The 23,461-nt window shown below is 73.3% G+C and carries 22 protein-coding genes and 2 pseudogenes; 15 read left to right on the plus strand and 9 right to left on the minus strand.

Translation table 11 applies throughout. The annotated features are described in order from the left end of the window. Nucleotides 1-24 precede the first annotated feature (24 nt). Nucleotides 25-1,962, plus strand: coding sequence for an APC family permease (locus tag OTB19_RS03550; RefSeq protein WP_267796427.1), 1,938 nt, complete (start codon nucleotides 25-27; stop codon nucleotides 1,960-1,962). Here OTB19_RS03550 and OTB19_RS03555 read toward each other — a convergent pair. Next, complete coding sequence (locus OTB19_RS03555) at nucleotides 1,959-3,173, minus strand: helix-turn-helix domain-containing protein (protein ID WP_267796428.1); 1,215 nt, start codon at nucleotides 3,171-3,173, stop codon at nucleotides 1,959-1,961. The two genes, OTB19_RS03550 and OTB19_RS03555, sit on opposite strands and share 4 nt — an antisense overlap. Before the next feature lie 329 nt (nucleotides 3,174-3,502). Here OTB19_RS03555 and OTB19_RS03560 point away from each other — a divergent pair, with 329 nt between their 5' ends. The 5 genes from OTB19_RS03560 (at nucleotide 3,503) to OTB19_RS03580 (ending at nucleotide 6,338) form a co-directional block, all read left to right on the plus strand. After that, nucleotides 3,503-3,907 carry a hypothetical protein gene (locus tag OTB19_RS03560; RefSeq protein ID WP_267796429.1) on the plus strand — a complete coding sequence of 135 codons (405 nt, stop codon included), beginning with the start codon at nucleotides 3,503-3,505 and terminating at the stop codon, nucleotides 3,905-3,907. Continuing rightward, nucleotides 3,904-4,695: a transcriptional regulator gene (locus OTB19_RS03565; RefSeq protein ID WP_267796430.1), complete on the plus strand. Its 792-nt coding sequence runs from the start codon at nucleotides 3,904-3,906 to the stop codon at nucleotides 4,693-4,695. Before OTB19_RS03560 ends, OTB19_RS03565 begins: the two co-directional genes overlap by 4 nt. Before the next feature lie 71 nt (nucleotides 4,696-4,766). Next, nucleotides 4,767-5,213 carry a roadblock/LC7 domain-containing protein gene (locus OTB19_RS03570; RefSeq protein WP_323181926.1) on the plus strand — a complete coding sequence of 149 codons (447 nt, stop codon included), beginning with the start codon at nucleotides 4,767-4,769 and terminating at the stop codon, nucleotides 5,211-5,213. A gap of 73 nt (nucleotides 5,214-5,286) precedes the next feature. Further along, nucleotides 5,287-5,661, plus strand: coding sequence for a hypothetical protein (locus tag OTB19_RS03575; RefSeq protein ID WP_267796431.1), 375 nt, complete (start codon nucleotides 5,287-5,289; stop codon nucleotides 5,659-5,661). Nucleotides 5,662-5,855: 194 nt separating this feature from the next. Beyond that, complete coding sequence (locus OTB19_RS03580) at nucleotides 5,856-6,338, plus strand: VOC family protein (protein ID WP_267796433.1); 483 nt, start codon at nucleotides 5,856-5,858, stop codon at nucleotides 6,336-6,338. A gap of 10 nt (nucleotides 6,339-6,348) precedes the next feature. On the opposite strand, the pseudogene OTB19_RS03585 reads toward OTB19_RS03580, so the two are convergent. After that, nucleotides 6,349-6,558: pseudogene (locus OTB19_RS03585) on the minus strand (NAD-dependent deacetylase); the annotation flags it as partial. 279 nt (nucleotides 6,559-6,837) lie between these two features. On the opposite strand from OTB19_RS03585, the gene OTB19_RS03590 reads away from it, so the two are divergent. The 3 genes from OTB19_RS03590 to OTB19_RS03600 all read left to right on the plus strand — a co-directional run bounded on the left by OTB19_RS03590 (nucleotide 6,838) and on the right by OTB19_RS03600 (nucleotide 8,665). Then, entirely contained in the window at nucleotides 6,838-7,281 is a 444-nt protein-coding gene (locus OTB19_RS03590) for a hypothetical protein (RefSeq protein ID WP_267796435.1), read from the plus strand. 30 nt (nucleotides 7,282-7,311) lie between these two features. Beyond that, the gene (locus OTB19_RS03595) at nucleotides 7,312-8,154 is read left to right on the plus strand and encodes a GNAT family N-acetyltransferase (protein WP_267796437.1); all 843 of its coding nucleotides are present in this window, start codon (nucleotides 7,312-7,314) and stop codon (nucleotides 8,152-8,154) included. A 61-nt stretch (nucleotides 8,155-8,215) separates the two neighbouring features. After that, on the plus strand, nucleotides 8,216-8,665 hold the full coding sequence (locus OTB19_RS03600) for a tetratricopeptide repeat protein (protein ID WP_267796439.1): 450 nt from the start codon (nucleotides 8,216-8,218) through the stop codon (nucleotides 8,663-8,665). Nucleotides 8,666-8,710: 45 nt separating this feature from the next. Here the strand turns inward: OTB19_RS03600 and OTB19_RS03605 are convergent, their stop codons facing one another. Next, nucleotides 8,711-9,154: a subtilase-type protease inhibitor gene (locus OTB19_RS03605; RefSeq protein WP_267796441.1), complete on the minus strand. Its 444-nt coding sequence runs from the start codon at nucleotides 9,152-9,154 to the stop codon at nucleotides 8,711-8,713. 293 nt (nucleotides 9,155-9,447) lie between these two features. Here OTB19_RS03605 and OTB19_RS03610 point away from each other — a divergent pair. The 3 genes and pseudogenes from OTB19_RS03610 to OTB19_RS03620 all read left to right on the plus strand — a co-directional run bounded on the left by OTB19_RS03610 (nucleotide 9,448) and on the right by OTB19_RS03620 (nucleotide 13,357). Then, nucleotides 9,448-10,184: pseudogene (locus tag OTB19_RS03610) on the plus strand (ABC transporter ATP-binding protein). Beyond that, entirely contained in the window at nucleotides 10,178-12,742 is a 2,565-nt protein-coding gene (locus OTB19_RS03615; protein ID WP_267796442.1) for an ABC transporter permease, read from the plus strand. Before OTB19_RS03610 ends, OTB19_RS03615 begins: the two are co-directional and overlap by 7 nt. Nucleotides 12,743-12,796: 54 nt before the next feature. After that, entirely contained in the window at nucleotides 12,797-13,357 is a 561-nt protein-coding gene (locus tag OTB19_RS03620) for an RICIN domain-containing protein (protein ID WP_267796443.1), read from the plus strand. A gap of 85 nt (nucleotides 13,358-13,442) precedes the next feature. Here the strand turns inward: OTB19_RS03620 and OTB19_RS03625 are convergent, their stop codons facing one another. The 3 genes from OTB19_RS03625 to OTB19_RS03635 form a co-directional block, all read right to left on the minus strand. After that, nucleotides 13,443-14,033 (minus strand): glycoside hydrolase family 43 protein, encoded by a 591-nt coding sequence (locus OTB19_RS03625; protein ID WP_267796444.1) that lies wholly within the window; start codon nucleotides 14,031-14,033, stop codon nucleotides 13,443-13,445. 311 nt (nucleotides 14,034-14,344) lie between these two features. Beyond that, the gene (locus tag OTB19_RS03630; RefSeq protein WP_267796445.1) at nucleotides 14,345-14,806 is read right to left on the minus strand and encodes a Crp/Fnr family transcriptional regulator; all 462 of its coding nucleotides are present in this window, start codon (nucleotides 14,804-14,806) and stop codon (nucleotides 14,345-14,347) included. Between the two features lie 308 nt (nucleotides 14,807-15,114). Continuing rightward, nucleotides 15,115-15,417: a hypothetical protein gene (locus tag OTB19_RS03635; RefSeq protein WP_053682076.1), complete on the minus strand. Its 303-nt coding sequence runs from the start codon at nucleotides 15,415-15,417 to the stop codon at nucleotides 15,115-15,117. 305 nt (nucleotides 15,418-15,722) lie between these two features. Here OTB19_RS03635 and OTB19_RS03640 point away from each other — a divergent pair, with 305 nt between their 5' ends. Then, on the plus strand, nucleotides 15,723-17,648 hold the full coding sequence (locus tag OTB19_RS03640) for a glycoside hydrolase family 5 protein (protein WP_267796446.1): 1,926 nt from the start codon (nucleotides 15,723-15,725) through the stop codon (nucleotides 17,646-17,648). A 76-nt stretch (nucleotides 17,649-17,724) separates the two neighbouring features. Here the strand turns inward: OTB19_RS03640 and OTB19_RS03645 are convergent, their stop codons facing one another. Continuing rightward, a complete protein-coding gene (locus OTB19_RS03645; protein ID WP_267796448.1) occupies nucleotides 17,725-18,153 on the minus strand; it encodes an ankyrin repeat domain-containing protein in 429 nt (142 codons plus the stop codon). A gap of 332 nt (nucleotides 18,154-18,485) precedes the next feature. On the opposite strand from OTB19_RS03645, the gene OTB19_RS03650 reads away from it, so the two are divergent. Further along, nucleotides 18,486-21,218, plus strand: coding sequence for a DNRLRE domain-containing protein (locus tag OTB19_RS03650; RefSeq protein ID WP_267796450.1), 2,733 nt, complete (start codon nucleotides 18,486-18,488; stop codon nucleotides 21,216-21,218). Nucleotides 21,219-21,306: 88 nt separating this feature from the next. Here the strand turns inward: OTB19_RS03650 and OTB19_RS03655 are convergent, their stop codons facing one another. Beyond that, nucleotides 21,307-21,717: a DUF3224 domain-containing protein gene (locus OTB19_RS03655; protein ID WP_267796452.1), complete on the minus strand. Its 411-nt coding sequence runs from the start codon at nucleotides 21,715-21,717 to the stop codon at nucleotides 21,307-21,309. A gap of 107 nt (nucleotides 21,718-21,824) precedes the next feature. On the opposite strand from OTB19_RS03655, the gene OTB19_RS03660 reads away from it, so the two are divergent. Beyond that, complete coding sequence (locus OTB19_RS03660; protein WP_267796453.1) at nucleotides 21,825-22,814, plus strand: helix-turn-helix transcriptional regulator; 990 nt, start codon at nucleotides 21,825-21,827, stop codon at nucleotides 22,812-22,814. Nucleotides 22,815-22,912: 98 nt separating this feature from the next. On the opposite strand, the gene OTB19_RS03665 is transcribed toward OTB19_RS03660, so the two are convergent. Further along, nucleotides 22,913-23,410, minus strand: coding sequence for a hypothetical protein (locus OTB19_RS03665; RefSeq protein ID WP_420716784.1), 498 nt, complete (start codon nucleotides 23,408-23,410; stop codon nucleotides 22,913-22,915). Nucleotides 23,411-23,461: the final 51 nt, after the last annotated feature.

Genomic DNA, 23,461 nt, shown 5'->3' on the forward strand with positions numbered 1-23,461 from the left:
CAGAGGTTGACCGATCATGCCTGAATGAGGCGTATCAATGCGAAACGCGTGCTGGTCGGTGAACCGCTCGACACCGCACGCCTGGGCGAGACCCTGCTTCCCAAGCGGCTCGCGCTGCCCATCTTCTGCAGCGACCCGCTCTCCTCGGTGGCGTACGCCACCGAGGAGATCCTGCTGATCCTCGCCCTCGGCGGCGTGACGCTGCTCCACCTCACCTGGTACGCGGCCGCCGCCATCGTCTTCCTGATGATCGTGGTCGTCGCCTCCTACCGGCAGACCTGCCACGCCTACCCCGGCGGCGGCGGCGCCTACATCGTCAGCGCCGAGAACCTCGGCCCGACGGCGGCGCTGACCGCCGCCAGCGCGCTCCTCGTCGACTACGTGCTGACCGTCGCCGTCTCGGTGGTCTCCGGCGTCGCCGCCATCACCTCCGCCATCCCCTCGCTCAGCGACCACGAAGTCGTGCTGTCGGTCGGTTTCGTGGTGCTGCTGACCCTGATGAACCTGCGCGGCGTTCGGGAATCGGGCCGGATCTTCGCCATCCCCACCTACGGCTTCGTCCTCGTCATCTACGTCATGTTCGCGGTCGCCGCCGTACGGATCGCGACCGGCGCCACCATCCGCGCCGAGTCCGCCTCCCTGCCCATCATCGAGACCGAGACGTTCACGGGCCTGGCCCTGGTGCTGCTCGTGATGCGCGCCTTCGCCTCGGGCTGTACGGCGCTCACCGGTGTCGAGGCCATCAGCAACGGGGTCCCCGCCTTCCGCAAGCCCAAGAGCCGCAACGCCGCCAACACGCTTGCCGTCATGGGCGTCCTGTCCGTGACCATGTTCCTCGGGATCACCGTCCTCGCCATGGTGTACCAGGTGCACGTCGCGGCCGACCCGACGGAACTGGGCCTCGCCCCCGGAACGCCCACCTCGACCGCGCTCGCGCAGATCGGCCGGGCCACCTTCGGCAGCTGGCACTTCCTCTTCTACCTGCTCCAGGCCGTCACCGCCGGCGTGCTGATCCTCGCCGCGAACACCGCCTTCAACGGGTTCCCGATGCTCGCCTCGATCCTCGCCAAGGACCGGTACGCGCCGCGCCAGCTCTTCAACCGCGGCGACCGGCTCGTGTACTCCAACGGCGTCGTGCTCCTCGCGCTGGCCGCCATCGCCCTGATCGTCGCCTTCGACGCCGAACTGACGCGCCTCATCCAGCTCTACATCATCGGGGTGTTCGTCTCCTTCACCCTGTCCCAGTCGGGCATGGTCCGGCACTGGCGGCGCGCACTCGACTCGCCCGAGACACCCAGGGGGGAGCGGGTGCACATCCACCGCCGGCTCGCCATCAACGCGGTCGGCGCCGCCATGACCGCCCTGGTGCTGGTCATCGTCCTCCTCACCAAGTTCACGCACGGCGCCTGGTTGGTCGTCATCGCGATGCCGCTGCTGTTCGTCGGCATGAAAGGGGTCCGGCGCCACTACGACACCGTCGCCGACCAGGTGGCCGTCGCCCCCGACGTCAAGCCCCGCAAGCCCTCACGCCACCACGTCGTGGTGCTGGTCTCCTCCGTGCACGCCCCGACGCTGAAGGCGCTCGGCTACGCGCAGGCCCTGCGGCCCGACAGCCTCACGGCCGTCTCCGTCGCGGCCGACGCGCAGGACGCGCACGCCCTGCGCGAGGCCTGGGCCGGGCACGACCCGGGGATCGCGCTCAAGGTGCTGCACTCGCCGTACCGCGACGTGGTGGGTCCCGTCCTGGAGTACGTGCAGGAGCTGGCGGCCGCGGAGGGGACGGACATGCTCTCCGTGGTCATCCCCGAGTACGTGGTCGGGCACTGGTGGGAGCAACCCCTGCACAACCAGAACGCGCTCCGGCTGAAGGCCCGGTTGCTGTTCACACCGGGGGTCGCGGTGATCGACGTCCCGTACCTCCTGGAGTCGGCGAAGCAGACCGCGCCCGCCGAACCGGCCTAGGCGGGGGTGTCGTCACGGTGGCGTCGGCTCAGGCCCGGCGGCCCCGCTGAGCGCGGCGGCTCCGGTTCCGCCTGGGCGTGCCGGACCACCGCCGCGTGCGCCAAGGCCAGTTCCACCACCTGGGCCGGATCGGAGAGCGAGCGGCCGGTCAGCTGCTCCAGGCGACGCAGCCGGTTGGAGACCGTGTTGCGGTGGCAGTACAGCCGCTGGGCGGCGTACGTGGTCGAGCCCTGGCAGGTCAGCCACGTGCCCAGCGTGGTCAGCAACACCCGACGGTCCTCCGGGGGCAGGGCCAGTACCGGTCCCAGCACCACCTGCCGCAGCCGGCCCGCGAGTTCGGGCTGGCCCGCCACCAGCGCCGCCGGGAGCCGCTCGTCCAGCAGCACGGTGAGCGGACCGGCCGAGGCGGGGGAGGCCCGCAGCGCGAGGACCGCCAGGCGGCGGGCCCGGGCCAGGTCGGCGGCCCCCTCCACGACGGGGCTGACCCCGGCCCGCACGCCCGACGGGGCGAGCAGCTCCCGTACGGACTCCAGCGGATGGTGGCCCAGTTCCACGAGGCCGGTCTCCCCGTCGGCGCGGTTGCGCCACAGCACGCGCGGCGCGCCGGGCTCCGGGCCGCCCGCCGGGAGACCGGGCGGCCCCAGTACGACCACCGCGAACCGGCCCCGCGCGGGCAGCCCCAACCGGGCCGCCGCCTCCGCGGCCGCCCCGGTGCCGTCGAGCAGGGCGTCCAGCAGGGACGCCCTCAGCTCTCGGTCGCGCTCGGCGCGGGGGGACTCGGCCAGGCGGTACGCGTCCGAGGCGGCGTCCGCCATCTGCTCCAGTACGTCCCACAGCGCGGCCGCGCCCGGCAGCAGTCGGGGGAGCGCGGCCCGGTCGTGCGCGGCCACCGCCTCGGTCAGGCTCTGCCACAGCAGGCGGCCGCCGTGCCGGTGGGCGCGGAGCAAGGAGGCGAGCGGGAGTCCCTGTTCGGCCCACAGGGTGCCGGTGGCCCGGGCGTCGGAGAGGTCCACCGGGAGGCCTCGGGACGCGCGGACCAGGCCGTCGACGGCCTGACGGAGGTGATGGTGGATCCGGTCGCGTAACGCGGTCCGCCCCGGCAGGACGGCGTACGCGGGGTCCTCGCTCGGCGTGCGGTCGGCGAGCCGGTCCGCCGCCACGGCGATCCGGCGGTCCAGGTCCTCGCGTATCTCCTCGATGATCCGCTCCATGACCGGCAGGGTGACACGAGGGAGGGGCCGCTGGGGAGGGCCCGGAGCGCACCGTGTCCGTCAGGAGGGTCTGCTTCCGGTCCGGTCGGCCGACGGACTGACCGCGGTGTGTGGGCGGTGCGAGGATGGCGTCGTGCGACGCATTGACGTTCTCCTGTTCGCTTCTTGATCAGAATGCGACGCGTTCCGGCCATGCCGTCACGTGCTATCGCGCATGTTCCAGCGGAAAATGCCAGAACCCCCTTTCGCAGTGTGGAACTTGAGTAAGTTCCCTCCTGTCGCGCCGTACGACCGTGCACCCAGCACGTCTGGCCGGGAGGGGAGCCCGCGTGCCCGGGATCGACGAATGTCTGCTCGAAGCCATGGCCCTGCCCGGTGCACGGGGGGCCTCCCTCGTGGACTGGAGCAGTGGACTGGCCCTCGGCACCGCAGGGGATTCGCCGGTCGGAGACCACGAGACCACCGCCGCCGAGACCGCCGAACTGGCCCGCGCGGCGGCGGAGTACGAATCCTTCGCCCCCGAGGCCGGGGGAGCCGGCCCGGGAGACCCGGCCGGCCCGCCGGTCGAGGACCTGATCGTCACCACCCGCAGCGGCTACCACGTGCTGCGCTTCGTCGAGACGAGCTTCGACAGCAGCGTGTTCCTGCACCTCTGGCTCGACCGCGCCGACGGCAACCTCGCCCTCGCCCGACACAGACTCCGCGCACTGGCCGAAGGGCTGGTGCTCAGATGACCGCCCCGACCCTCCCCGCCAACCCCGTCGAAGTGTCCCCCCTGTTGACCCGCCTCGCCGCCGAACGCGCCACCGGCGCCCTGCTCCGCGACCGCGGCACCCTGTTCCTGGAGGACGGCCGCGTCGTGCACGCCGAAAGCCCCTCCACCCCCGGTCTCGAGGTACTGCTCACCACCGGTGGCGGCCTCGCCCCCGAGCGTTGGAACGACGCCGTGAACCAGGCCGGAGCCCGCCGCCAGGTCGCCCGCTATCTCGTGGACAGCGGCGGTCTGGCGGGCGGCGAGCTGGAGATATGCCACCTCGCCGCGATCTTCGACGCCGCGTTCTTCGCACTGTCGCCGGGCAGCGGCCCGTCCCGGTTCCGCCGCGGCGCCACCCACTGGATCGGTTCCGTGCGCTCGGTACCCGCGGCCGCCGTCGAGCGCGAGACCCGCCGCCGCCGAGAACTGTTGGACGCGGTCTGGCCCTATCCGCTGCTGGACACCGCCCCCGTGATACCCCGTCAGGCCGCACCCGGCCAGACCATCACCGCCCGGCAACGCCTCCTGCTCCACCAGGCGGACGGCAGACGGACCCCCGCCGACCTTGCGTGGGTGCTCGGCCGACCGGCCTTCCACACCCTGCTCGACGTACGCAGACTCGCGGCGGCCGGTCTCGTCGAGACCCCGCACGCACCGGCCCCGATACCCATGGCCGAGACACCCCTGCCCGACTGGATGACCCAGGCCCAATCCCCGGACGTGGCCCTGCTCCGCCGGTTACGCGACGCACTGGAGGCAAGCCTGTGAGGCTCCCGCTGCGACCGGTTCTGCGCACCGACCGCTCCGAGCGGAGACAGCCCGAAAGGAGGAAGGCCGACATGAGCACGGCGATGGTGAACGCCGAGGCCGAGGCCGAGATACTCGCCGAACTCCGGCGGCTGAGAGCCCGCCTTCCGCAACTCACCGGTGCCCTCGCGGCCAGCGTGGACGGCCTGGTGCTCGCCCACGACAGCGCCGCCACCGAGGCCGAGTCCGTCGCGGCCCTGACCGCGGCCGCCCTCGGCGTCGCCCGACGACTGAGCGACAGCACCGGCCAGGGCGGATTCCGCGAACTGCTCGTGCGCGGCGAATCCGGCTACATCGCCACCTACGCGGCGGGCGAGGCGGCCGTCCTCACGCTGATCGCCGAACCACGCGTCAATGTCGGCCGGCTCCACCTGGAGGCCCGCCGCTCCAGCCTGCGCATCACCGAGCTCATCGAGCACAGCCTCGGTCGACGAGGCCCGGTGGCGCCGCCGATGCCCACCCAGGCTCCGTCGACCTGAGCCGCACCACCCCACCGACCACTGACAAGACCAGCAGAACCCCGGACAGTCACCGAAGAAAGAGGAACCTCTCATGGCCACTGTGGAAACCGCCCTCAAAGAAGCCACCACCGTCATCGACGGCGCGCTCGGAGCGGCCCTGGTCGACTACGGCAGCGGCATGGCGCTCGGCACCATCGGCGGCGGCAAGGACCTCGACCTCGCCGTCGCCGCGGCGGGCAACACCGACGTGGTGCGCGCCAAGGTGCGCACGATGGAGATGCTCGGACTCCAGGACGAGATCGAGGACATCCTCATCACCCTCGGCGGGCAGTACCACCTGATCCGACTCATGAAGGCGAGGGGTTCCAGCGGATTCTTCCTCTATCTCGCGCTCGATCGCGGTCGGGCGAACCTCGCCATGGCCCGGCACCAACTGAAGAAGATCGAAGCCGAACTGGAGATCTGAGGGCCCTCGGCAGGCCGCGACGGCGCGGTGGCGGACGGCGCGGCACGGTGCCGTCCGCCCCGGCGGCACCTGGCCCACAGGAGTGAGATCCGGAGCGATGTGAACCCGTCCTGCGCCCACCGATGAGTTTCGGGCGCGGTGGCGGTCTGTATGTGCGGGACGGTGTCCCTCACCGCACGACTCTGGAGGCAGTCATGACCAGCAACCCGTTCACCACGTGCCTGTGGTTCGACGGCCGGGCCGAAGAGGCCGCCGAGTTCTACCTGTCCGTGTTCAAGGACGGCCGGATCGGCCGGATCGGCCGCTACACCGAGGCCGGACCCGGGCCCGTCGGCGAGGTGATGGTGGTCGAGTTCGAGATCAACGGCCAACGGTTCATCGGCCTCAACGGCGGACCGCAGTTCCCCTTCACCGAGGCCGTCTCCTTCCAGATCCCCTGCGCCGACGACGCGGAGGCCGACTACTACTACGAGGCCCTGACGCGCGACGGCGGCCAGGAGTCGGCCTGCGGGTGGGTCAAGGACAAGTTCGGCCTGTCCTGGCAGGTCACCCCCACCGAGGCCATCGACCTGATCAGCGACCCGGACCCGGGCCGCGCCGCCCGGGCCAGTGCCGCCATGCTCCGGATGAAGAAGCTCGACGTCGCGGAGATGCGGCGGGCGGCCGACGCCGGGTAGCGGGAGTGGGCTAGCGGGTGGCGATCCGCGCCAGGAGCGCCGGGAGGGCGGTCCCGATCGGTTCGCGGATCACCTCGTCGGCGAGGGAGTCGTACGGCGTCTCCTGCGCGTTCACGATGATCAGGCGGGCCCCCGCCTCCGCCGCCATCCCGGCCAGCGAGGCGGCGGGCTGCACCTGGAGCGTCGAGCCGACCGCGATGAACACGTCGCATCCCTTAGACCCTGCGGTCCCCGGTAGTCCGGAATCCCGGAATCGGTGGACATTCCTGCCCCGCTGAACACGGCGACGAGCGATTTCCCCAGGCCGCGACCCTACGTACGTCCCACCCCCCGCCGCGACCGGATTCCGCGCGGCCGCCCTCCCCCCCCCATACCCGGCCGGGGCGGCGGCCCGGCCTGCGGCCGAAAGGGGCGGTTCTCGGCCGAATCCGGCCCCCACTGGGGTGAGGTCCGGCCGCGTCCCTCCGCGTGGGCACGGACGGGCGGCTACAAACCGGACATGACGCTCACCCCCCGCCTCACCGGCGCCCTCCTGCTCTCCCTGCTCGCACTGCCGGCTCCGGCCCTCGCCGCCCCCGCGCCGGCCCCGGCCCCCGGCCCGGCCGTCGCCGCCGGGCCGCACCGGCACTCGGCCGCCGAGATCAGCGGCTTCCTCACCGTCTTCTACGGCAAGCACGGTCCCTCCCGGTACGGCCGGGACCATCGCGTCTCGCAGGTGCTGAAGGACAAGCAGCGGGACAGCCCCCAGAGCGATGTGCTGCTCTGCGCCCAGGGGGAGCCCCGCAGCATCGCCGTCGGCCCGGTCACGGTCGCCGCCTCCGCGGGGGTCGGCTGGGCGACCGTCACCACCGGCTGGGACACCGAGCACACCGACACCTTCACCGCGTACGTACGGCTCGACTCCCAGCCGATCCGGCTCGATGACGTGATCTGCGCGGGCTGACCCCCGCGCCTGTCTGGTACAACACCGGGCATGACGGGATTCGAGATCGGCGGCGCGAGCGCCGCCGACATGGAAATGATCCGCGCCTGGGCCGACGAGGAGGGCTGGAATCCGGGTGACACCGACCGCTTCGCCTTCGCGGTCGCCGATCCCGACGGCTTCCTCGTCGGCCGGCTCGACGGTGAACCGGTGGCCTGCGTCTCCGCCGTGCGCTACGGCACGGGCTTCGGCTTCATCGGCTTCTACATCGCCCGCCCACACGTCCGCGGGCAGGGCTACGGCATCCGACTGTGGAAGGCCGGCATGAGTCGACTCGACGGCCGCCTCGTGGGGTTGGACGGAGTGGTCGAGCAGCAGGACAACTACCGCAGGTCCGGGTTCCGTCCGGCGTGGAACAACGTCCGCCACGAGGGCGTGCCGCGGGCCGGGGACGACGGCGGGGTGCGCGTCGTGGACGCCGCCGGCCTCCCCTTCTCCCTACTCGCCGCCTACGACCGGCGGTTCTTCCCCGAACCGCGCGACGCCTTCCTGTCCGCGTGGACCGGACTGCCGGGCCGCACGGCCCTCGCCGCCGTCCGGGACGGTCGCGTCGAGGGGCTCGGCGTGGTCCGGCCGTGCAGCGGGGCCTCCCGCGTCGGACCCCTGTACGCGGCCACGCCCGAGGTGGCCGCCGCCCTGCTGCGGCGGCTCGCGGAGCACGTCCCCGGCGGGGAGATCGCCGTGGACGTGCCCGACGCGAACCCGACGGCCACCGCCCTGTTGGCCGCGTTGGGGCTGGTCCCGACCTTCGAGGCCGCCCGGATGTACACGGGGACGGCGCCCACGGTCGACCTGCCGGGGCTGTACGGTGTCGCGAGTCTCGAACTGGGCTGACGGCGAAGGGGAGTTCGCCTAGGCTGCGCGGGTCCGCAGAGCGTAGCCCGAGGGAGACACCGTGTCGTTCCTGCTCCTGCTCGTCGCCGCCGTGCTGGGCATCCTCGGGTGGATCGGCGACAACGACAGTTTGAGCACTGCCGGTTGGGTGGTCTGGCTGATCGGCATCCTCCTGCTCCTCCTGCGATGGTGGCGCAACCGCCGGAAGTTCGCGTCCGTGGAGCACGCGCGGGCCGCCGCCGAGGCGGGAGATCCCCGGGCGATGCGGGCCCTGGCCTCGATCCACAAACTGGGCGATGACCACGCCGAGGCGGAGCGGCTGCTCCGCACGGCGATCGAGCTGGGTGACGTGGAGGCCATGTGGGACATGGGCCGGCTCGTCGACCTCCGGGACGGACTCCCGGAGGCCGAGCCGTGGTTCAGGATGGCCGCCGAGCACGGCCACTTCTTCGCGAAGCGGATGTTCCGTGCCGGTCACGCCTTCAACATGGACGGCAAGAGCCCCCTGTGAGCCGGGCGGCGGTCGCACGACGCCGCCCGGACCGGGCACCGGGACTCAGATGCCGAACAGGACGCCGGTGCTGTTCCGTAGACCGCACGGGTTGCCGAACGTGTACGTGTAGCTGAGCCGGCGCCCCTCCCAGACCCCGTCGGCGGTGACCGTCATCGGGTTCCACTCCCTGGTACACGCGGCGTCCGCGCGGGGTTCGGCGAGTGCGTCCAGCGCACGCCCGTTCGCCCGTAACTCGGCGCAGGCGGCGACCGGGTCCGGGTGCGTGCCACTCGGCCGCGGCGCGCACACCAGCGTCACCGCGCGCAGCACCGTGCCCTGGTCGGCGTCCGCGCCGGCCGTGACGCTGACCACGAGCGCGGAGGGCGCGTACATGCTCTCCGTGCCGGCGGGCGCCGCGTCGGCGACTCCTGAGCCGACCAGTGCGGTGGGGGCGGTGAGCGCCATGGCGCCGGTGGCCAGTCCCAGATTCCTGGTGATGGACCGCATTTCGAACACTCCTCGGGTGGTTGCTTCGGATAGCGGACGTGAGTCTTGCCCATGAGGGGCGGGAACGCCCGTTCGTACCGCTGTTTTACGTCACTGATCGTGATCGCATGAGTGCAGTCCGCAGCGGTGTCGAGGTGTTGACCTGTGGGTGAGCGCACCGTCGAATCGGCCGAAGACGCCCCTGAAACATCCCTGAAACACACGGAACGAGGCCTCGGGGTAGGGCCGGCCCCACCCTCGGGACTCGCCCCTGCCCCGCTGTTTCCGAAGCGCGCGGACGGTTGGGTGGAGGCATGGAAAACGACGCGATCCACCTCCGCGCGGTCAGCCGGATCCACGGCTCCGGCGACCACACCGTCACCGCCCTCGACCAGGTCACCCTCGGTTTCCCCCCGGGGCAGTTTCACCGCGGTGATGGGCCCCTTCGGGTCGGGGAAGTCCACCCTGCTCCAGTGCGCCGCCGGCCTCGACCGCCCCACCTCCGGCTCCGTCACCATCGGGGACACCGAACTCGGCGGGTTGAGCGAGACCCGCCTGACCCACCTGCGCCGGGACCGGATCGGGTTCGTCTTCCAGGCGTTCAACCTGCTTCCCGCACTGACCGCCGAACAGAACGTCGCCCTCCCGCTGCGGTTGGCCGGCCGACGCCCCGCGAAGGCGGAGGTACGGGAGGCACTGGACCGGGTGGGCCTGCGCGACCGCGCCCGACACCGGCCCACCGAACTCTCCGGCGGCCAGCAGCAGCGCGTGGCGCTGGCGCGCGCTCATCACCCGCCCCGAGGTGCTCTTCGGCGACGAGCCCACCGGCGCGCTCGACTCGGTGACCGGCCGCGAGGTCCTCGCCGTGCTCCGCGCGATGGTCGACACCGAACGACAAACGGTGATCATGGTCACCCACGATCCGGTCGCCGCTTCCCACGCGGACCGCGTCGTCTTCCTCGCCGACGGCCGGGTCGGCTCCGAACTCACCGGCGCGAGCGCCGAGGACATCGCCGCCCACATGACGAAGTCGGCGGCCCTGCCGTGCTGAGCGTCGCCCTGCGCACCCTGCGCACCCGCTGGATCACCCTCGTCGGCAGTTTCCTCGCCCTGTCCCTCGGAGTCGGCCTGATCGCCACCATGGGCCTCGGCCTCGCCGCCACCCTCGACGCGCCGCAGCGGCAGCCCGAACGGTTCGCGCAGGCCCCCGTCGTGGTCAAGGGCGCCGACACGCTGCGGGTGACGACCGCGGCCGGCGAACACACGGCCGTGTTGGCCCACTCCCGCGGCATCGACCCCGCGCTGACGCGCCGACTCGCCGCCCGCCTCTCACCCGCCGTCCCCCAGGTCGTCGTCACCGCCGACCCGGCCGCCGTACGGGCCGCCGTGAAAGCCTTCGCGGACCGGGACGGCCCCGGCGGAGCCACCGCGGCCGACGGCGTGGACGTTCGCGTCCTGACCGGCCGGGACCGGCACCTCGCCGACCCCGACCCGGAACGCGACCGCGAAGCCCTGCTCGCCGTCAACGCCGCGCTCGGCACCGCCGGCGGCATCACCGGCTTCGTCTCCGTGTTCGTCGTCGCCTCCACGTTCGCCTTCGCCGTGGCCCAACGCCGCAGGGAGTTCGCGCTGCTGCGCACCACCGGCGCCGCCCCGGGCCAGATCCGCCGCATGGTCCTCGTCGAGGCGCTGCTGCTCGGGGTGACGGCCGCCGCCGCCGGCTGCGTCCTCGGGGCGTACGGGGCGCCGATCCTCGCCCGGGCCATGGCCCTCGGCGGTCTCGCACCCCGCTGGTTCGCCATCGGGAGCGCTTCCTGGCCCTACCACCTGGCCTTCTGGACCGGTCTGCTCGTCGCCTTCGGCGGGGTCGTCGCCGCCTCCTGGCGCGCCGGCCGCGTCGGCCCCACCGAGGCGCTGCGCGAGGCCGCCGCGGAGACCCGGACCATGACGTGGGGGCGCGGGATCTCCGGCGCCGCACTGGTGCTCCTGTCCCTCGCCATCCTGCTGTACGGGCTGCTCGACGACCCGTCCGAACTGCTCCACCGCAAGACGTACCTCACCCGGCCGATGCCGCTCATCGCGGCGTGCGCCCTGCTGTTCCCGTTGGCCGTCAAACCGCTGATCCGGCTGGTCGGTTGGCTTCCCGCCCGACTGCCGGGCGCCGGCGGGATGTTGATCCGGGAGAACGCGGCCACCGGGATCCGACGCACCTGCGCCGTCGCCGCGCCCGTCCTGGTCACCGTCGCCCTCGCCGGATCCCTCCTCGGCACCACAGCCACCCTGAACGAGGCGAAGGCCACCGAGATCCGGGAGCGGACCACCGCCCCCTTCGTCCTCTCCGGGAACTTCGACCCGGCGGCCGTCGAACGGCTGCGCGCCGTACCCGGGGCCGACCTCTCGGCCACCTCCGCCACCGCCGTGCACGTCCTGGAGGAGGGCACCGCGCTCGTCCGCTCGGAGGCCCGCGCCGCGGATCCGGCCCTGCTCGCCAGGACCATGACACTGCCCGTCGTCGCGGGCGAGGTCACCGACCTCGACGACGACTCCATCATCGTGAACGAGGAATGGGACCGGCACACCGTCGGAACCACCGTGGAGGTCCGGCTCGGCGACGGCGCCCGCAAGACCCTCCGGATCGCCGCCGTGCTCAGCGTCGGCACCGGCGACAACGGGGTCTACCTCACCCCCGCCAACGCCCCCGGCGCGCACGTCGACCGGATCGACGCGCGGACCGTCCCCGGCGCCGACGTCGCCGCGGTCGCCACCGCCCTGACCCGGGTCGCCGAGGCGTCGGGCGGCCGGGTCTTCACCAGGGACCAGTGGGTGCAGGCCAGTCGCCCCGGGACCAAGAGCACCACCCGGCTCGGCCTGCTGCTCGTCCTCGGCATCGCCCTCCTCTACACCGGCATCGGCCTCGCCAACACCCAGGTCATGGCCACCACCGAGCGGGTCGGCGAGTTCGCCGCGCTCCGGCTCGCCGGAGCCACCCGCCGACAGGTGCTGCGCCTGGTGGCGGGGGAGGCGCTGCTGGTCGTCCTGGCCGGGGCGGTCGTCGGAGGCCTGGTCGCCGCCCTGAACCTGGGGGGCGTGTGGGGCGCCCTCCACCTCCTCGACGTCCGGGTGCCGATCGTGGTCCCGTGGGAGATGCTCCGCGCATCGCACCTCGGCGCGCGCCAGGGCCCGTTCACGGCCCGGAGGCATCGCCGCGGCGGGCGACAGGGCCGCCGCCCGGGTACGGGCGGGGTCCGGGTACCGGTGTCCCGACTCCCGCATGCACCGGGCCCACCCCCGGTCGCTGCGCCGGACCACACCGCCCGTCGGGAGGGCGGCCCGCACCCCGTCGGGGCCGGGGCCGTTCGCCGCGAGGAGGGCGAGCGCCTTGCGCTCCGCGGGCAGGGACGCGAAGTAGCCGCGGTTGGGATCGCGCGCCGCCAGATCGCGCCGGCGACGCTCCAAGGCGCTCCCGTAGCCGTGGGCGCCGGCCCAGGCCGGCTCGGTCAGGACGTAGGGGAACGCCCGGTCCACGGACGGCGGATCGTCGTCGGTGACCGGGTGGTAGTCGAACCCCGGCGCCGGTCGCCGGGGCGCGTGCGGAGGATCAGCCGGTGATGTTGACGGGCCGGTACGCGTGGTAGCCGTCGCGCCCGTGCCGTACGCACCCGGATGGGCAGCCGACGGGTCTGTGCCACCACGGGCGCGGTGGCCGGGGCGCTGGTCGGCGCCCTGCTCGCGGTCCTCGTGCTGCGCACCGTCGTCGACGCAGGCCACACCTCCGGGGAGACCCGGGAGGCCACGGCTCCGACCGGCGGCCCGACGGGGGCCGGTTCCGCGGGCAAGGGCCCGGGATCAGGGCCGGGGATCGCCGAGAACGCCCGGATCTTCGTCAACCGGAACACGGGCGACTGCCTGGACGACAGCCTGGAGAAGGGCCTGCGGTCCTTCGACTGCAACGGGATGAGCTACCAGCGGTGGACCGTGGAGAGCGCGCCCGACGGCACCCGGCAGTTGCGCAACCACGCCACCGGGGCCTGTCTCGACGCCGACGGCGCGGGGCTGCGCACCTCCGGCTGCGCCGCGGCCGCGTCCCAGAAATGGGTGCTCACGGCCTGGGGCGACGCGTCCGTCGAGGTTCGCAGCAAGGTCACGGGGGCCTGCCTGGACGACGGCCCGGCCGGGTTGCGTGACCTCGCCTGCGATCGGACGAACCATCAGAGGTGGGGTTGACGCCCGGGCTGGGCCCTGTCGTCGAAGTGGCGCCGGTGGGCCCGGCGAGACGTTGACGACAGGGCCTGGGGGATCGGGCCGCCCGTCACCGTGCCCGGTCGCCGCGCACGACCGGGCGGCCGTCCTCGAACACGAGGTCCGCCAGGTACATCACCCGTCCCCGGCCGTCGGGGCTCCAGCCGTGGAAGAGGATCCGGTCCCGGCCGCCCGGTCCCGTCACGACGTCCTGGCCGCCGGGGCCGCGGACCGCGCCGGCGAGCGACTCGGTGGTCACCAGCGGGGCGGCCGCCTTCGTGTAGGGGCCGGTGAGGGCGTCCGCCACCGCGTAGCCGATCGTGTACCCGTCGCCCCCGTAGGCGTCGGCCGAGTAGAAGAGCACGTAGTGGTCGCCGCGCTTGACGAGCGTGGGCGCCTCGACCAGCGAGCCCTCCCAGTCGCGGTCCTGGCGGATCAGCCGGACGGGCTCGCCGGTGGTACGGGTCCCGTCCCACGTGGTGGGCTGGAGGTGGATCCACGTGTCCGTCTCGCAGCAGTTGCCGTCGCTCTTCCACAGCAGGTACCGCCGGCCGCCCTCGGTGTGGTTCGCCGCGTCGATGGCGCCTCCCGCCGCGACCGGGCAGACGCCCGGCGGGGGCCGGTGTCGGCGGAGGCCCCGACGGGGGTCGCGGCGAGCCACAGGGTCCCGAGGGCGGCGGCGAACGCGGCGCCGATCACCGTGCGCAGTTGCCGAGAGGGTCGGGAGGGGGCGTGTCGCGGGTTTCGCCTGGGATCGCGGTGGGGGCTTCGGCGCGGGATGCGTCGGGGACGGCGCGCGGCGGGGGCTGGGGGCACGTGTTCCGCTCCTCGGGTGTCCGGGACCGACACCCTCGTCGAGCGGTGCCGGCGTCTCCTTCGACCCTGTGGAACGACGCACCGGATCCCGGGTTGCGCGGATCCCCGGTTGTGGGGGTTCCGGGGGTCCGGGGTCGCGCGGCGGGCCCCGACGCCTCAGCGCGTGGCGCCCGTGCGCGGGGCGTACAGGTCGATGAGCCGGGTGCGGGTCTGTTGCAACCGGACCGCGAGGACCCGTCCGACCCAGTGCCCGACCGAGGACCCGAACGCCGGATCGGCGTCCATCAGCATGCGTACGGTCGTCCCGTCGAACTCGTAGGCCCGTACCGGGGTCATCGCCTCGGCGCTGAGCTGCCAGGTGTACGGGGGGAACAGCCAGGACCAACCGACCAACTCACCGGGACCGAGGCTCTGGACGGGCGTGGGCCTGCGGCCGGGTACGGGGATCTCTAGCGTCACCGTGCCGGAGCGCACGATCCAGAAGGAGTCCGCCCGGGTGCCCTCGTCGAAGATCCGCGCGTTCTCGGGGAAATTGACCTCGCGGGCGTGCGACATCAGCCGTCCACGGTGCTCGGTGGACAAGACGGCGGCGATCCGGATGGGGGAAGGTGTGCTCACGACGGCCTCCGATCACGACCCCCCACTACGCTCCTGCTCCCCCCAGTGTCGCCGACTTCCGCCGATCCAGGGTGTGACCGCGGTGCGCGGCGGATCGGGGGCCCGGAGGGCCCGCCGAGGGGCCGTCGGGGCGATCCGTCGCACGGCGATCACCGAGGGTGACCGCGGTCTCCTCTCGTCGTGTGCCGCCGGGATCGGCGTGCTGTTCGCAGCCTCGGCCGATCCGTGGCGGAAGAAACCATTCCGGCGGCGCCGATCCCCATGCGCCCGAATCCACGTGCCCCGGTTCCCGCGATCCGCCGCGCGACTCACTCCTCGGCATTGGCCTCCAGGCAGGCCAGCTCCATCGCGTCCAGCACCGCCTCGTGGCTGCGCTCGCTCAGCTCCGCGACGTTCTCGATCTGCGCCGTGGCCCAGGCGGCGAGGGTCATCACCAGCACCCGCAGGCCGTCCGTGCCGTGCTCGGCGAGGATCGCGTCCGCGACGAGCATGGCGTCCTCCGGCACCTGCTCCGGTGGCTCCAGCCCCGCGAGGCCCCGCAGCATCGCGAGGGTGCGGCGGGAGATCTCCGGGGTCATCCTCGCCAGCCGCATGTCTTCTTCGTCGTCCATCCGCGCCCCGCCCTCCGGTGTCGTGCCCAACCCCTGAGGGCACGGTAGAGGCGCGGGGCCCGACGCGGGGCGGTTTCACGGGGGTGGGCGTGCGTAAACGAGTGGCGCGCGATGCCGTCTGTTGACAGGAACCGGACATGACCGAACGAAACGAACCGACGACCGTGCGTACCGGGCCCGCCCGGGCTCCCGGAACCCTCCGCCCGCCCGAGAGCCGCGATCACTCCCGCCGAACGGCTTCCCCCCGTCCCGACCCACGGGTAACTTGACCGCGTCAACCGCCCGGCCGATCCGGCGGGAGCGACATGAACAGCCTTTTACGGGTGGCCCGTCACCTGCTTCCCGGACTCCTCCTGCTCGCGGTCGCCGCACCGCCGGCGCACGCCGCCCGACCCGCGCCCGTACCGGCGGCCGGCGCGGCGGCGGAGGCCGGTGCGTGGACCGCGCCGCTCTCCACCCGGGGCCGGTACATCGTCGACGCCGAAGGCAACCGCTTCCGCCTGCGCTCCGGGAACTGGGACGGGGCCCAGGGCTCCTGGACCGGCTCCGGCGACCGCGGCGATCCCGCCACCCACCACAGCGGCCAGGACTCCCACGGCATACCGCTCGGGCTCGACCGGGTGCCCCTGCCCACCCTCATCGCCGATTTCCGGGCCCTCGGCCTCAACAGCATCCGGCTCCCCTTCTCCAACGAGATGCTCCGCGCGAGCACCCCCGTCCCGGACGCGGCCGTCGCCGCCAATCCGGCCCTGCGCGGCCGTACCCCGCTCCAGGTGTACGACGCCGTGGTGTCCGCGCTCACCGACGCCGGCTTCGCCGTCATCCTCAACAACCACACCGGCACCACGCGGTGGTGCTGCGGTCTCGACGGCAACGAGCGCTGGAACAGCGGCCGCTCCACAGGCCAGTGGGCGGACGACTGGGTGTTCATCACCCGCCGCTACCGCGACAACCCGCGCGTGGTGGGCGCCGACCTCTACAACGAGGTGCGCCGCGACATCCTCGACGACCCCAACTGGGGCCTGGGGGACGGCCACGACTGGCACGCCGCCGCCCAGGAGGCCGCCGACCGCATCCTCACCGAGGCGAACCCGAACCTGCTCATCGTCATCGAGGGCATCAACTGGACCGGCATCCCCCTCGACGGCCTCGCGCACGGCCGCCCGACCCTCACCCCCGTCCGCACGCTCTCGCACACCCTCGCCGTGTCCGGGAAGCTGGTCTACTCGGCCCACTTCTACGGATACACCGGCCCCCACCACAGCGGCGCCACCGGAATGGGCGAGACCCACGACCCCCGCTACCAGGACATGACCCGCGCCGAGCTGGAACGGACCCTGTACGACCAGGCGTTCTTCGTCTCCGCCGAAACGGGAAAGCACTTCACCGCCCCCGTCTGGATCAGCGAGTTCGGCATCGGCGCCGACGAGAACGGCGCCGCACCGCGCGCCTGGTTCGAGAACCTCACCTCCCACCTGACCGCCACCGACGCCGACTTCGCGTACTGGCCGTTGGTCGGCTGGAGCACCACGGCCCAGGGCGCCCCGGGCGGCGACAGCTGGGCGGTGCTCCGCTACGACCACACGGGCCGCCGCAGCGGAGCGCTCGACGCGGGCGACTGGCGCACCGGGCCCTGGTCCGCGCTCCTCGGCGCCCCCGGGCGCACGGGACCGGTTCCCGTCACCCCCGCCTGGTACCAACTCACCACCGACCACCGGGACCACAACGCCTCGCTGCTCACCCGGGCCGCCGGCGACTGGGACGGCGGGGCCCGCAAGGCGGTGTGCCCGGACGGCTCCCGGCTCGCCGGCCTGAGCCACACCGGGGGCCGGGGCCTGTGCGCCACGTCCGACCTGCGCGCCGCGGCGGGCGGCCACACCGTCGTCCGGGACGAACGGCACGTCCCGCCGGGCGGTGACTGGGCCTCCGGGTACACGAAGTTCCAGTGCCCGAGCGGGCAGTTCCTCATCGGGTACGCGCTGCGCGGGGCCCGGGTCTCGGCCGGCCTGTGCGCGCCCGCCCGTACGGCCCTCCCGGCCGGTACCGGCCGTACGGTCTGGTTCGACCGGGGCGACGCCCGGCCTCCGGGCGACCCGGGTGGCGACTACGCCCACGGTCACCTCAAGGGCCAGTGCCAGTCGACCGAGTACGCGGCGGGCATCGCCTTCACCACCCGCGCCGCCGCCCGCCAGGGCCCGGCGGCCCTGCTCTGCCGCCCCCTGCCCGGATAGGTCCAGCGCGGCCGGGGCTCGCCCGCCCCGGCCGCGGATCCGTCCCGGCGCTCCGGCGACCGATCGCGCGCGTCGATCACCTGCCGTCCACCGTCGTCGGCAACGCCTCCCGCAGCAGACGGGCGACGTCCTCGTGCTCCTCGCGCACCGCCCACTCCAGTGGGGAGAGCCCCTCTCCGTCGTCCTCGCGCAGCCCCGGATCGGCGCCACCCGCCAGCAGCGCGCGCACCGTCTCCACATGCCCCCAGCACGCCGCCGCGCACAGGGGCGTGCCGTCCGTGGGGCCACCGCTGTGCGCGTTCGGGTCCGCGCCGTGATCGAGCAGCGCCCGGACGCTGTCCGGGTTCCCCTGGACCGAGGCGACGTACAGGGCGGTGGTGCCGTCCGCGTCCCTGCCGTCGGGATCGGCCCCCGCGCCGATCAGCGCCTCCACCCGGGCCGTCGAGCCGTGTCCGGCGGCCTCGACCAGCTGCCGGGAAAGGCGTTTGCTCGTACGTCTGTTCATGCGCCCATGGTGCTACACGCGCTCGGCTCCGAGCCGGGCGCGCGTCCCGGCCCGCAGGTGTGCCGGAGCAGAGCGTGAGCCCGCCGAAGACACCCCGGCGACCTGCGGGAACGGTCGCACAGCCGCTCGGCGGCCCCCGCGCCGGACTCCGCCGGGTCGTCGCATCCGGCCGGCCGCCGATCGCGGGCTCCCCGGGTCAATCTGCATCAAATAAGTCAAGTGTGATGACCGGCCCGGTGAATCGCCCTAGGGTGCGCCCATACCCGCGACCGAGGACGGCTCAAAGGCTGTTTTCGGCCACACCGCACACCGCACATCGAACTGGGGGGTTCATGCGTAGATCCAGAGGGACGGCGATCGCTCTCGCCCTGTCCCTGGCCGGCACCGGCACGGCCATCGGCCTCGGCCTCGCCCCGCAGGCCGCGGCCGTCACCCCGCCCGTGGCCTTCACCGCCGACGCGCTGTCGACCTGGCAGCCCAACGGCGTCGTCTGGGCCCTCGCCGAAACCGGCGGTCAGGTCTTCGTCGGCGGCACCTTCTCGACCGTACGTCCCCCCTCGGGCGGCGGCGGCAGCGAGCAGTCGGCGGTGAACTTCGTGGCGCTCGACGCCGCGACCGGCGCCCCGACCTCCTGCGAGCTGGACTTCACCGTCGGCGGCGGCACCGCGACCGTCCGCGCGCTCACCCTCTCCCCGGACAAGAAGACCCTGTACGCGGGCGGCTACTTCGGCGCCGTCAACGGCACACCGGTCTCCAGCGTCGCCGCCATCGACGTGGCCACCTGCACGGTGAAGACCTCCTTCCGTCCGGCCTTCGCCGCCACCGTGCGCGCCCTCGCCGTCACCGGCGACACCGTCTACGCAGGCGGCGACTTCCTCACCGTCGCGGGACAGCCGCGCCAACGGTTCGCCGCCGTGGCCACGGCCGACGGCGCACTGCGTCCCTTCACCGCCGACGCGGACGATCCGGGCCGCGCCGTCGAGGTGACCCCCGACGGGGAGAACGTCCTCCTCGGTGGCGACTTCTTCACCGTCAACGGCACGAACAGCCACGCCCTCGCGGTCGTCGACGCCACGAGCGGCGCGCTCACCAGGTCCTACCCGGGCTTCATCGAGAACAATTCGGTCGTCAAGGACATCGCCACCGACGCCACCGGCTTCTACACCGCCAACGAGGGCACGGGCGGCGGCGTCTTCGACGGCCGCATCGCCCTCGACCTGAGCGACCTGAACCAGCGGTGGCGCGACACCTGCCTCGGCGCCACCCAGGCCGTACTGCCCTACCAGAGCGTCCTGTACAGCGCCTCGCACGCGCACGACTGCTCCAGCGTCGGGGAGTTCCCCGACGGCCAGCGCCACCACCTCCTCGCCCAGCCGACGGCGAGCGTGGGCAAGCTCGGATGGGCCCCCGACACCAACGACGGCATCGGCGAGGGCATCGGCCCGCGGGTGATGACGATCGGCTCGAAGGGCGGCGCCCAGTACCTGTGGGTCGGCGGTGAGTTCACCACCGTCAACGGGGCCGCGCAGCAGAGCCTGACGCGGTTCTCCTCCACCGGGGACACCGGGGCGCCCACCGTCCCGGTCGCGAGCGCCGTCAGTTTCAAGCCGGGCGAGGTCCAGGTGCGCTGGCGCACCAGCCTCGACCTCGACGACAGCGCCCTGACCTACAAGATCTACCGCAACGGGGCGGCCGTTGCGATCGGCACGGTCACCGCGGACTCGCTGTTCTTCAGGCGCCCGCAGGCCTCCTGGACGGACACCACGGCCTCGCCCGGCCAGTCGTACACCTACCGGGTGACGGCGACGGACGCCGCCGGCAACACCAGCGCCCTGTCGGGGACCTCGACCGTGACGGTGCCGACGTCCGTCGACGCGTACCCGAACGCCGTCCGCACCGACGGCGCCCAGCAGTACTGGCGCTACGACGAATCGGCCGCGCCGTTCGTCGCGGACTCCTCCGACGGGGGGAACCAGAGCGGCATTCACCTGAACGGCCCGGCCCTGCGCCAGACGCCCGGCGCGGTCACCGGCGCGAGCACGGCCATCGGATTCAACGGCACCAACCAACAGGTGTACGGCGACAAGCGGCAGAGCATCGGCGGCAGCTACTCGATCGAGACCTGGTTCAAGACGAACACCACCCGCGGCGGCAAGCTCCTCGGGTTCGGGAACAATCAGGACCGCAACAGCAGTCAGTACGACAAGCACATCTACATGACCAATGACGGCCGGCTCGTGTACGGCGTCTACACCGGGGCCACCCGCACCATCACGACCCCGGGCAGCTACAACGACAACCAGTGGCACCACGTCGTCGGCACCCAGGGCCCCGGCGGCATGGCCTTGTACGTGGACGGCGTCCAGAGGGGAACCCTCAACGTCACCACCCACGAGAACTACACCGGCTTCTGGCACGTCGGCGCGGACAACCTGAACGGATGGCCGGACCGCCCGACGAGCGACTTCTGGGCCGGTCAACTCGACGAGAGCGCCGTCTACCCGACCGTGCTCAGCGCCGCGCAGGTGCAGAACCACCACACCCTCGCCTCCGCGCCCGCCGACTCCGTCGTCGAGGTCACGGCGGCCGAGGACACCTACGCCAACGCGGGCGCCCCGGGCACCAATTACGGCACCTCGGGCTCCCTCGCCGTACGCGGCACCGCCCTGTACGCGAGCTACCTGCGCTTCAACCTGCCCGCCGCGCCCGCGGGCACGGTGCTCAAGTCGGCCACGCTCGCGGTCAAGACCAGCACGATGAGCGGAGCCGGCACCACCGACACGGTCTCGGTGGTCCCGATCACCGGCGCGTGGACCGAGGGCGGGACCACCTACACCAACCGCCCCGCCCTCGGCACCCCGGCGCTCGGCAGCTTCCCGGGCATCCCGGACGGCTCGGCGGTGCACAGCACCGGGTTGGACACGGCCACCGTCGCGGGCGCGCTGGGCGGTTCCCACGGTCTGGCCCTGACGAGCGCGGGCACGGACGCGTTGTGGCTGTGGTCCTCGGAGGCCGCCGCCAACGAGGGGACACCGCGCCTGACGCTGACCTTCGGCGCACCGTGATCCGATAGCGGGACCGGTGGGGGCGCGGACCGACGGGTCCGCGCCCCTTCGCGTGCCGCCCCGCGACCGCCCGGACCGCCCCCGGCCGTCACTGGCCCAGGTCGTACGTGAACGCGTACGCGACGGACGGCTCGCCGTGACGGGCGGTGAAGGAACCCGAACCCGAGAGGCCCGCCAACTCTCCCGTGGCGCTGCCCGGGACCACCGAGAACGTGCAACGCGTGGTGCCGTCGGCGTCGAAGGTGCCGCGCTCCTCCAGCACGAACGTGCCCGCGCGCCCGTCCACCCGGCCCGCCACCACCTCCATGCCGGCGAAGCCGCCCGTGGTCGGCGACGCGTACGCCACCGTGTAGTCGCAGGTCGTCGCGGCGGCCTCGACACCCCCGGAGAAGGCGTTGGTGACGGTGGCGTGGGCCAGGCGCGGCGTCGCGTCGGCCGGGCCGACCGGAAGTTCCTTCCAGTCGGCGAAGGTGAAGGTGCCGGTCGTGGACGTGGGCATGCGGGGCTCCCGACTCTCTGCGGTCGGGCAGGACCTCCGCCCGACGTGTGAGCAGCATCGACGGCATACCTGACACCCTCTGTCAGGTATGCCGCGACAATGGCGCCATGCGCGCCGACCGTCTCCTCTCGCTGCTGCTCCTGCTCCAGAACCGCGGCCGGATGACCGCGCCCGAACTCGCCGCGGAACTGGAGGTCTCGGTCCGCACCGTCTACCGGGACGTCGAGGCCCTCGGCGCCTCCGGAGTGCCCGTGCACGCCGACCGGGGGCCCGCCGGGGGATACCGGCTGATGGACGGCTACCGCACCCGGTTGACCGGACTCACCGACGCCCAGGCCGGCTCGCTCTTCCTCGCCGGCGCCCCGGGACCCGCCGAGGAACTGGGCCTCGGCGCCGACCTGGCCGCCGCACAGCTCAAACTCCGGGCCGCGCTGCCCGCCGAACTCGCCGCCCGCGCCGAGCGGATCCGGGCCCGTTTCCACCTCGACGCCCCGGCCTGGTTCCGCGAAGTGGACCCCGTCCCGCACCTCGGGCGGATCGCCCGCGCCGTGTGGGACCAGAACGTCCTGGACGCCCACTACCGCCGACCGTCCGGGCCGGTCCGGCGCGAACTGCACCCGCTCGGCCTCGTCCTCAAGGGAGGCATCTGGTACCTCGTCGCACGGTCCGGCGAAGCACGGTCCGGCGAAGCCCCGCGGACCTACCGCGTGGGCCGGTTCCTCGCCGTGGACGTCCTCGCGGACACCTTCGAGCGGCCCGACGACTTCGTGCTCGCCGCCCACTGGGCCGAAACCTCCGACCGCCTCCGGGCCGCACTGAACCCGCAGACCGCCCGGCTGCGCCTCTCACCCCGCGGCCGGACCCTGCTGCCCATGCGGTTCGGGGCGGCCGGAACGCGGGCCCTCGCCGCCGCCGAGGCCGCGGAGGAGGACGCCGACGCGGACGGCTGGACCCGGGTGGACCTGACCGTCGAGACGACCGCCGTCGCGGTCGGCGACCTGCTGGGCCTCGGGGCGGAGGTCGAGGTCCTCGGTCCGCCCGAACTGCGCCGGGCCCTCGCCGAGACGGCCGCCGCGCTGGCGGACCTGTACGGATGAACCGCGCCGGCCCGCCGACCCCGTGGCCCGCAGCCCCCGTCAGGCCCGGCCCGTTCTGTTCCGGCCCGCCCGTATCCGTCCGGACCCGATCCGTTCCGTCAGGTCCGGCGCGGGGGTTCCACCTCCAGGAAGCGGCGCCGGCGAGGCCCCCGGTACAGCAGGCACACCCATCCGAGCGCCTCCAGCACCGCCGCGCACGCCGTCAGCCGCTCCTGCTCCTCCTCCGCCGCCCCGCCTCCGGCCGGGCCGAGCCAGGTGACCTCCACCCGCCCCGCCTCGGCCCCGGCCGCCACCCGGTACCCCGTGCGGATCCGACGACCCCGCTCGTCCACCGCCGACGCCGCGATACCCGCCGCCTCCAGGGCCAGGGCCACCGCGCGCGGCATGCGGCGCACCTCCCAAGGCGCGGGAACCGACGCGACGCCCGAACCGTTCACCAGCCGGCGGATCTGCAACATCCCCTCGTACGCCGTGCGCAACTCGGCGGCCCGGGCGGAGTCGGCGCCCGACTCCCCGGGCCCGCCGGCCGCCGACTCCGCCCGGATCTCGTCGCCGGTCGCGGGCTCGAAGCCCTGCCCGCCCGGTCCTTCCGTCACCGCACACCACCCTGTCTGAGTACCTCGTGCCCAACGGCCTGAGTATCCGCC

The sequence above is a fragment of the Streptomyces sp. H27-H5 genome (assembly GCF_026627505.1).
Taxonomy (GTDB): domain Bacteria; phylum Actinomycetota; class Actinomycetes; order Streptomycetales; family Streptomycetaceae; genus Streptomyces.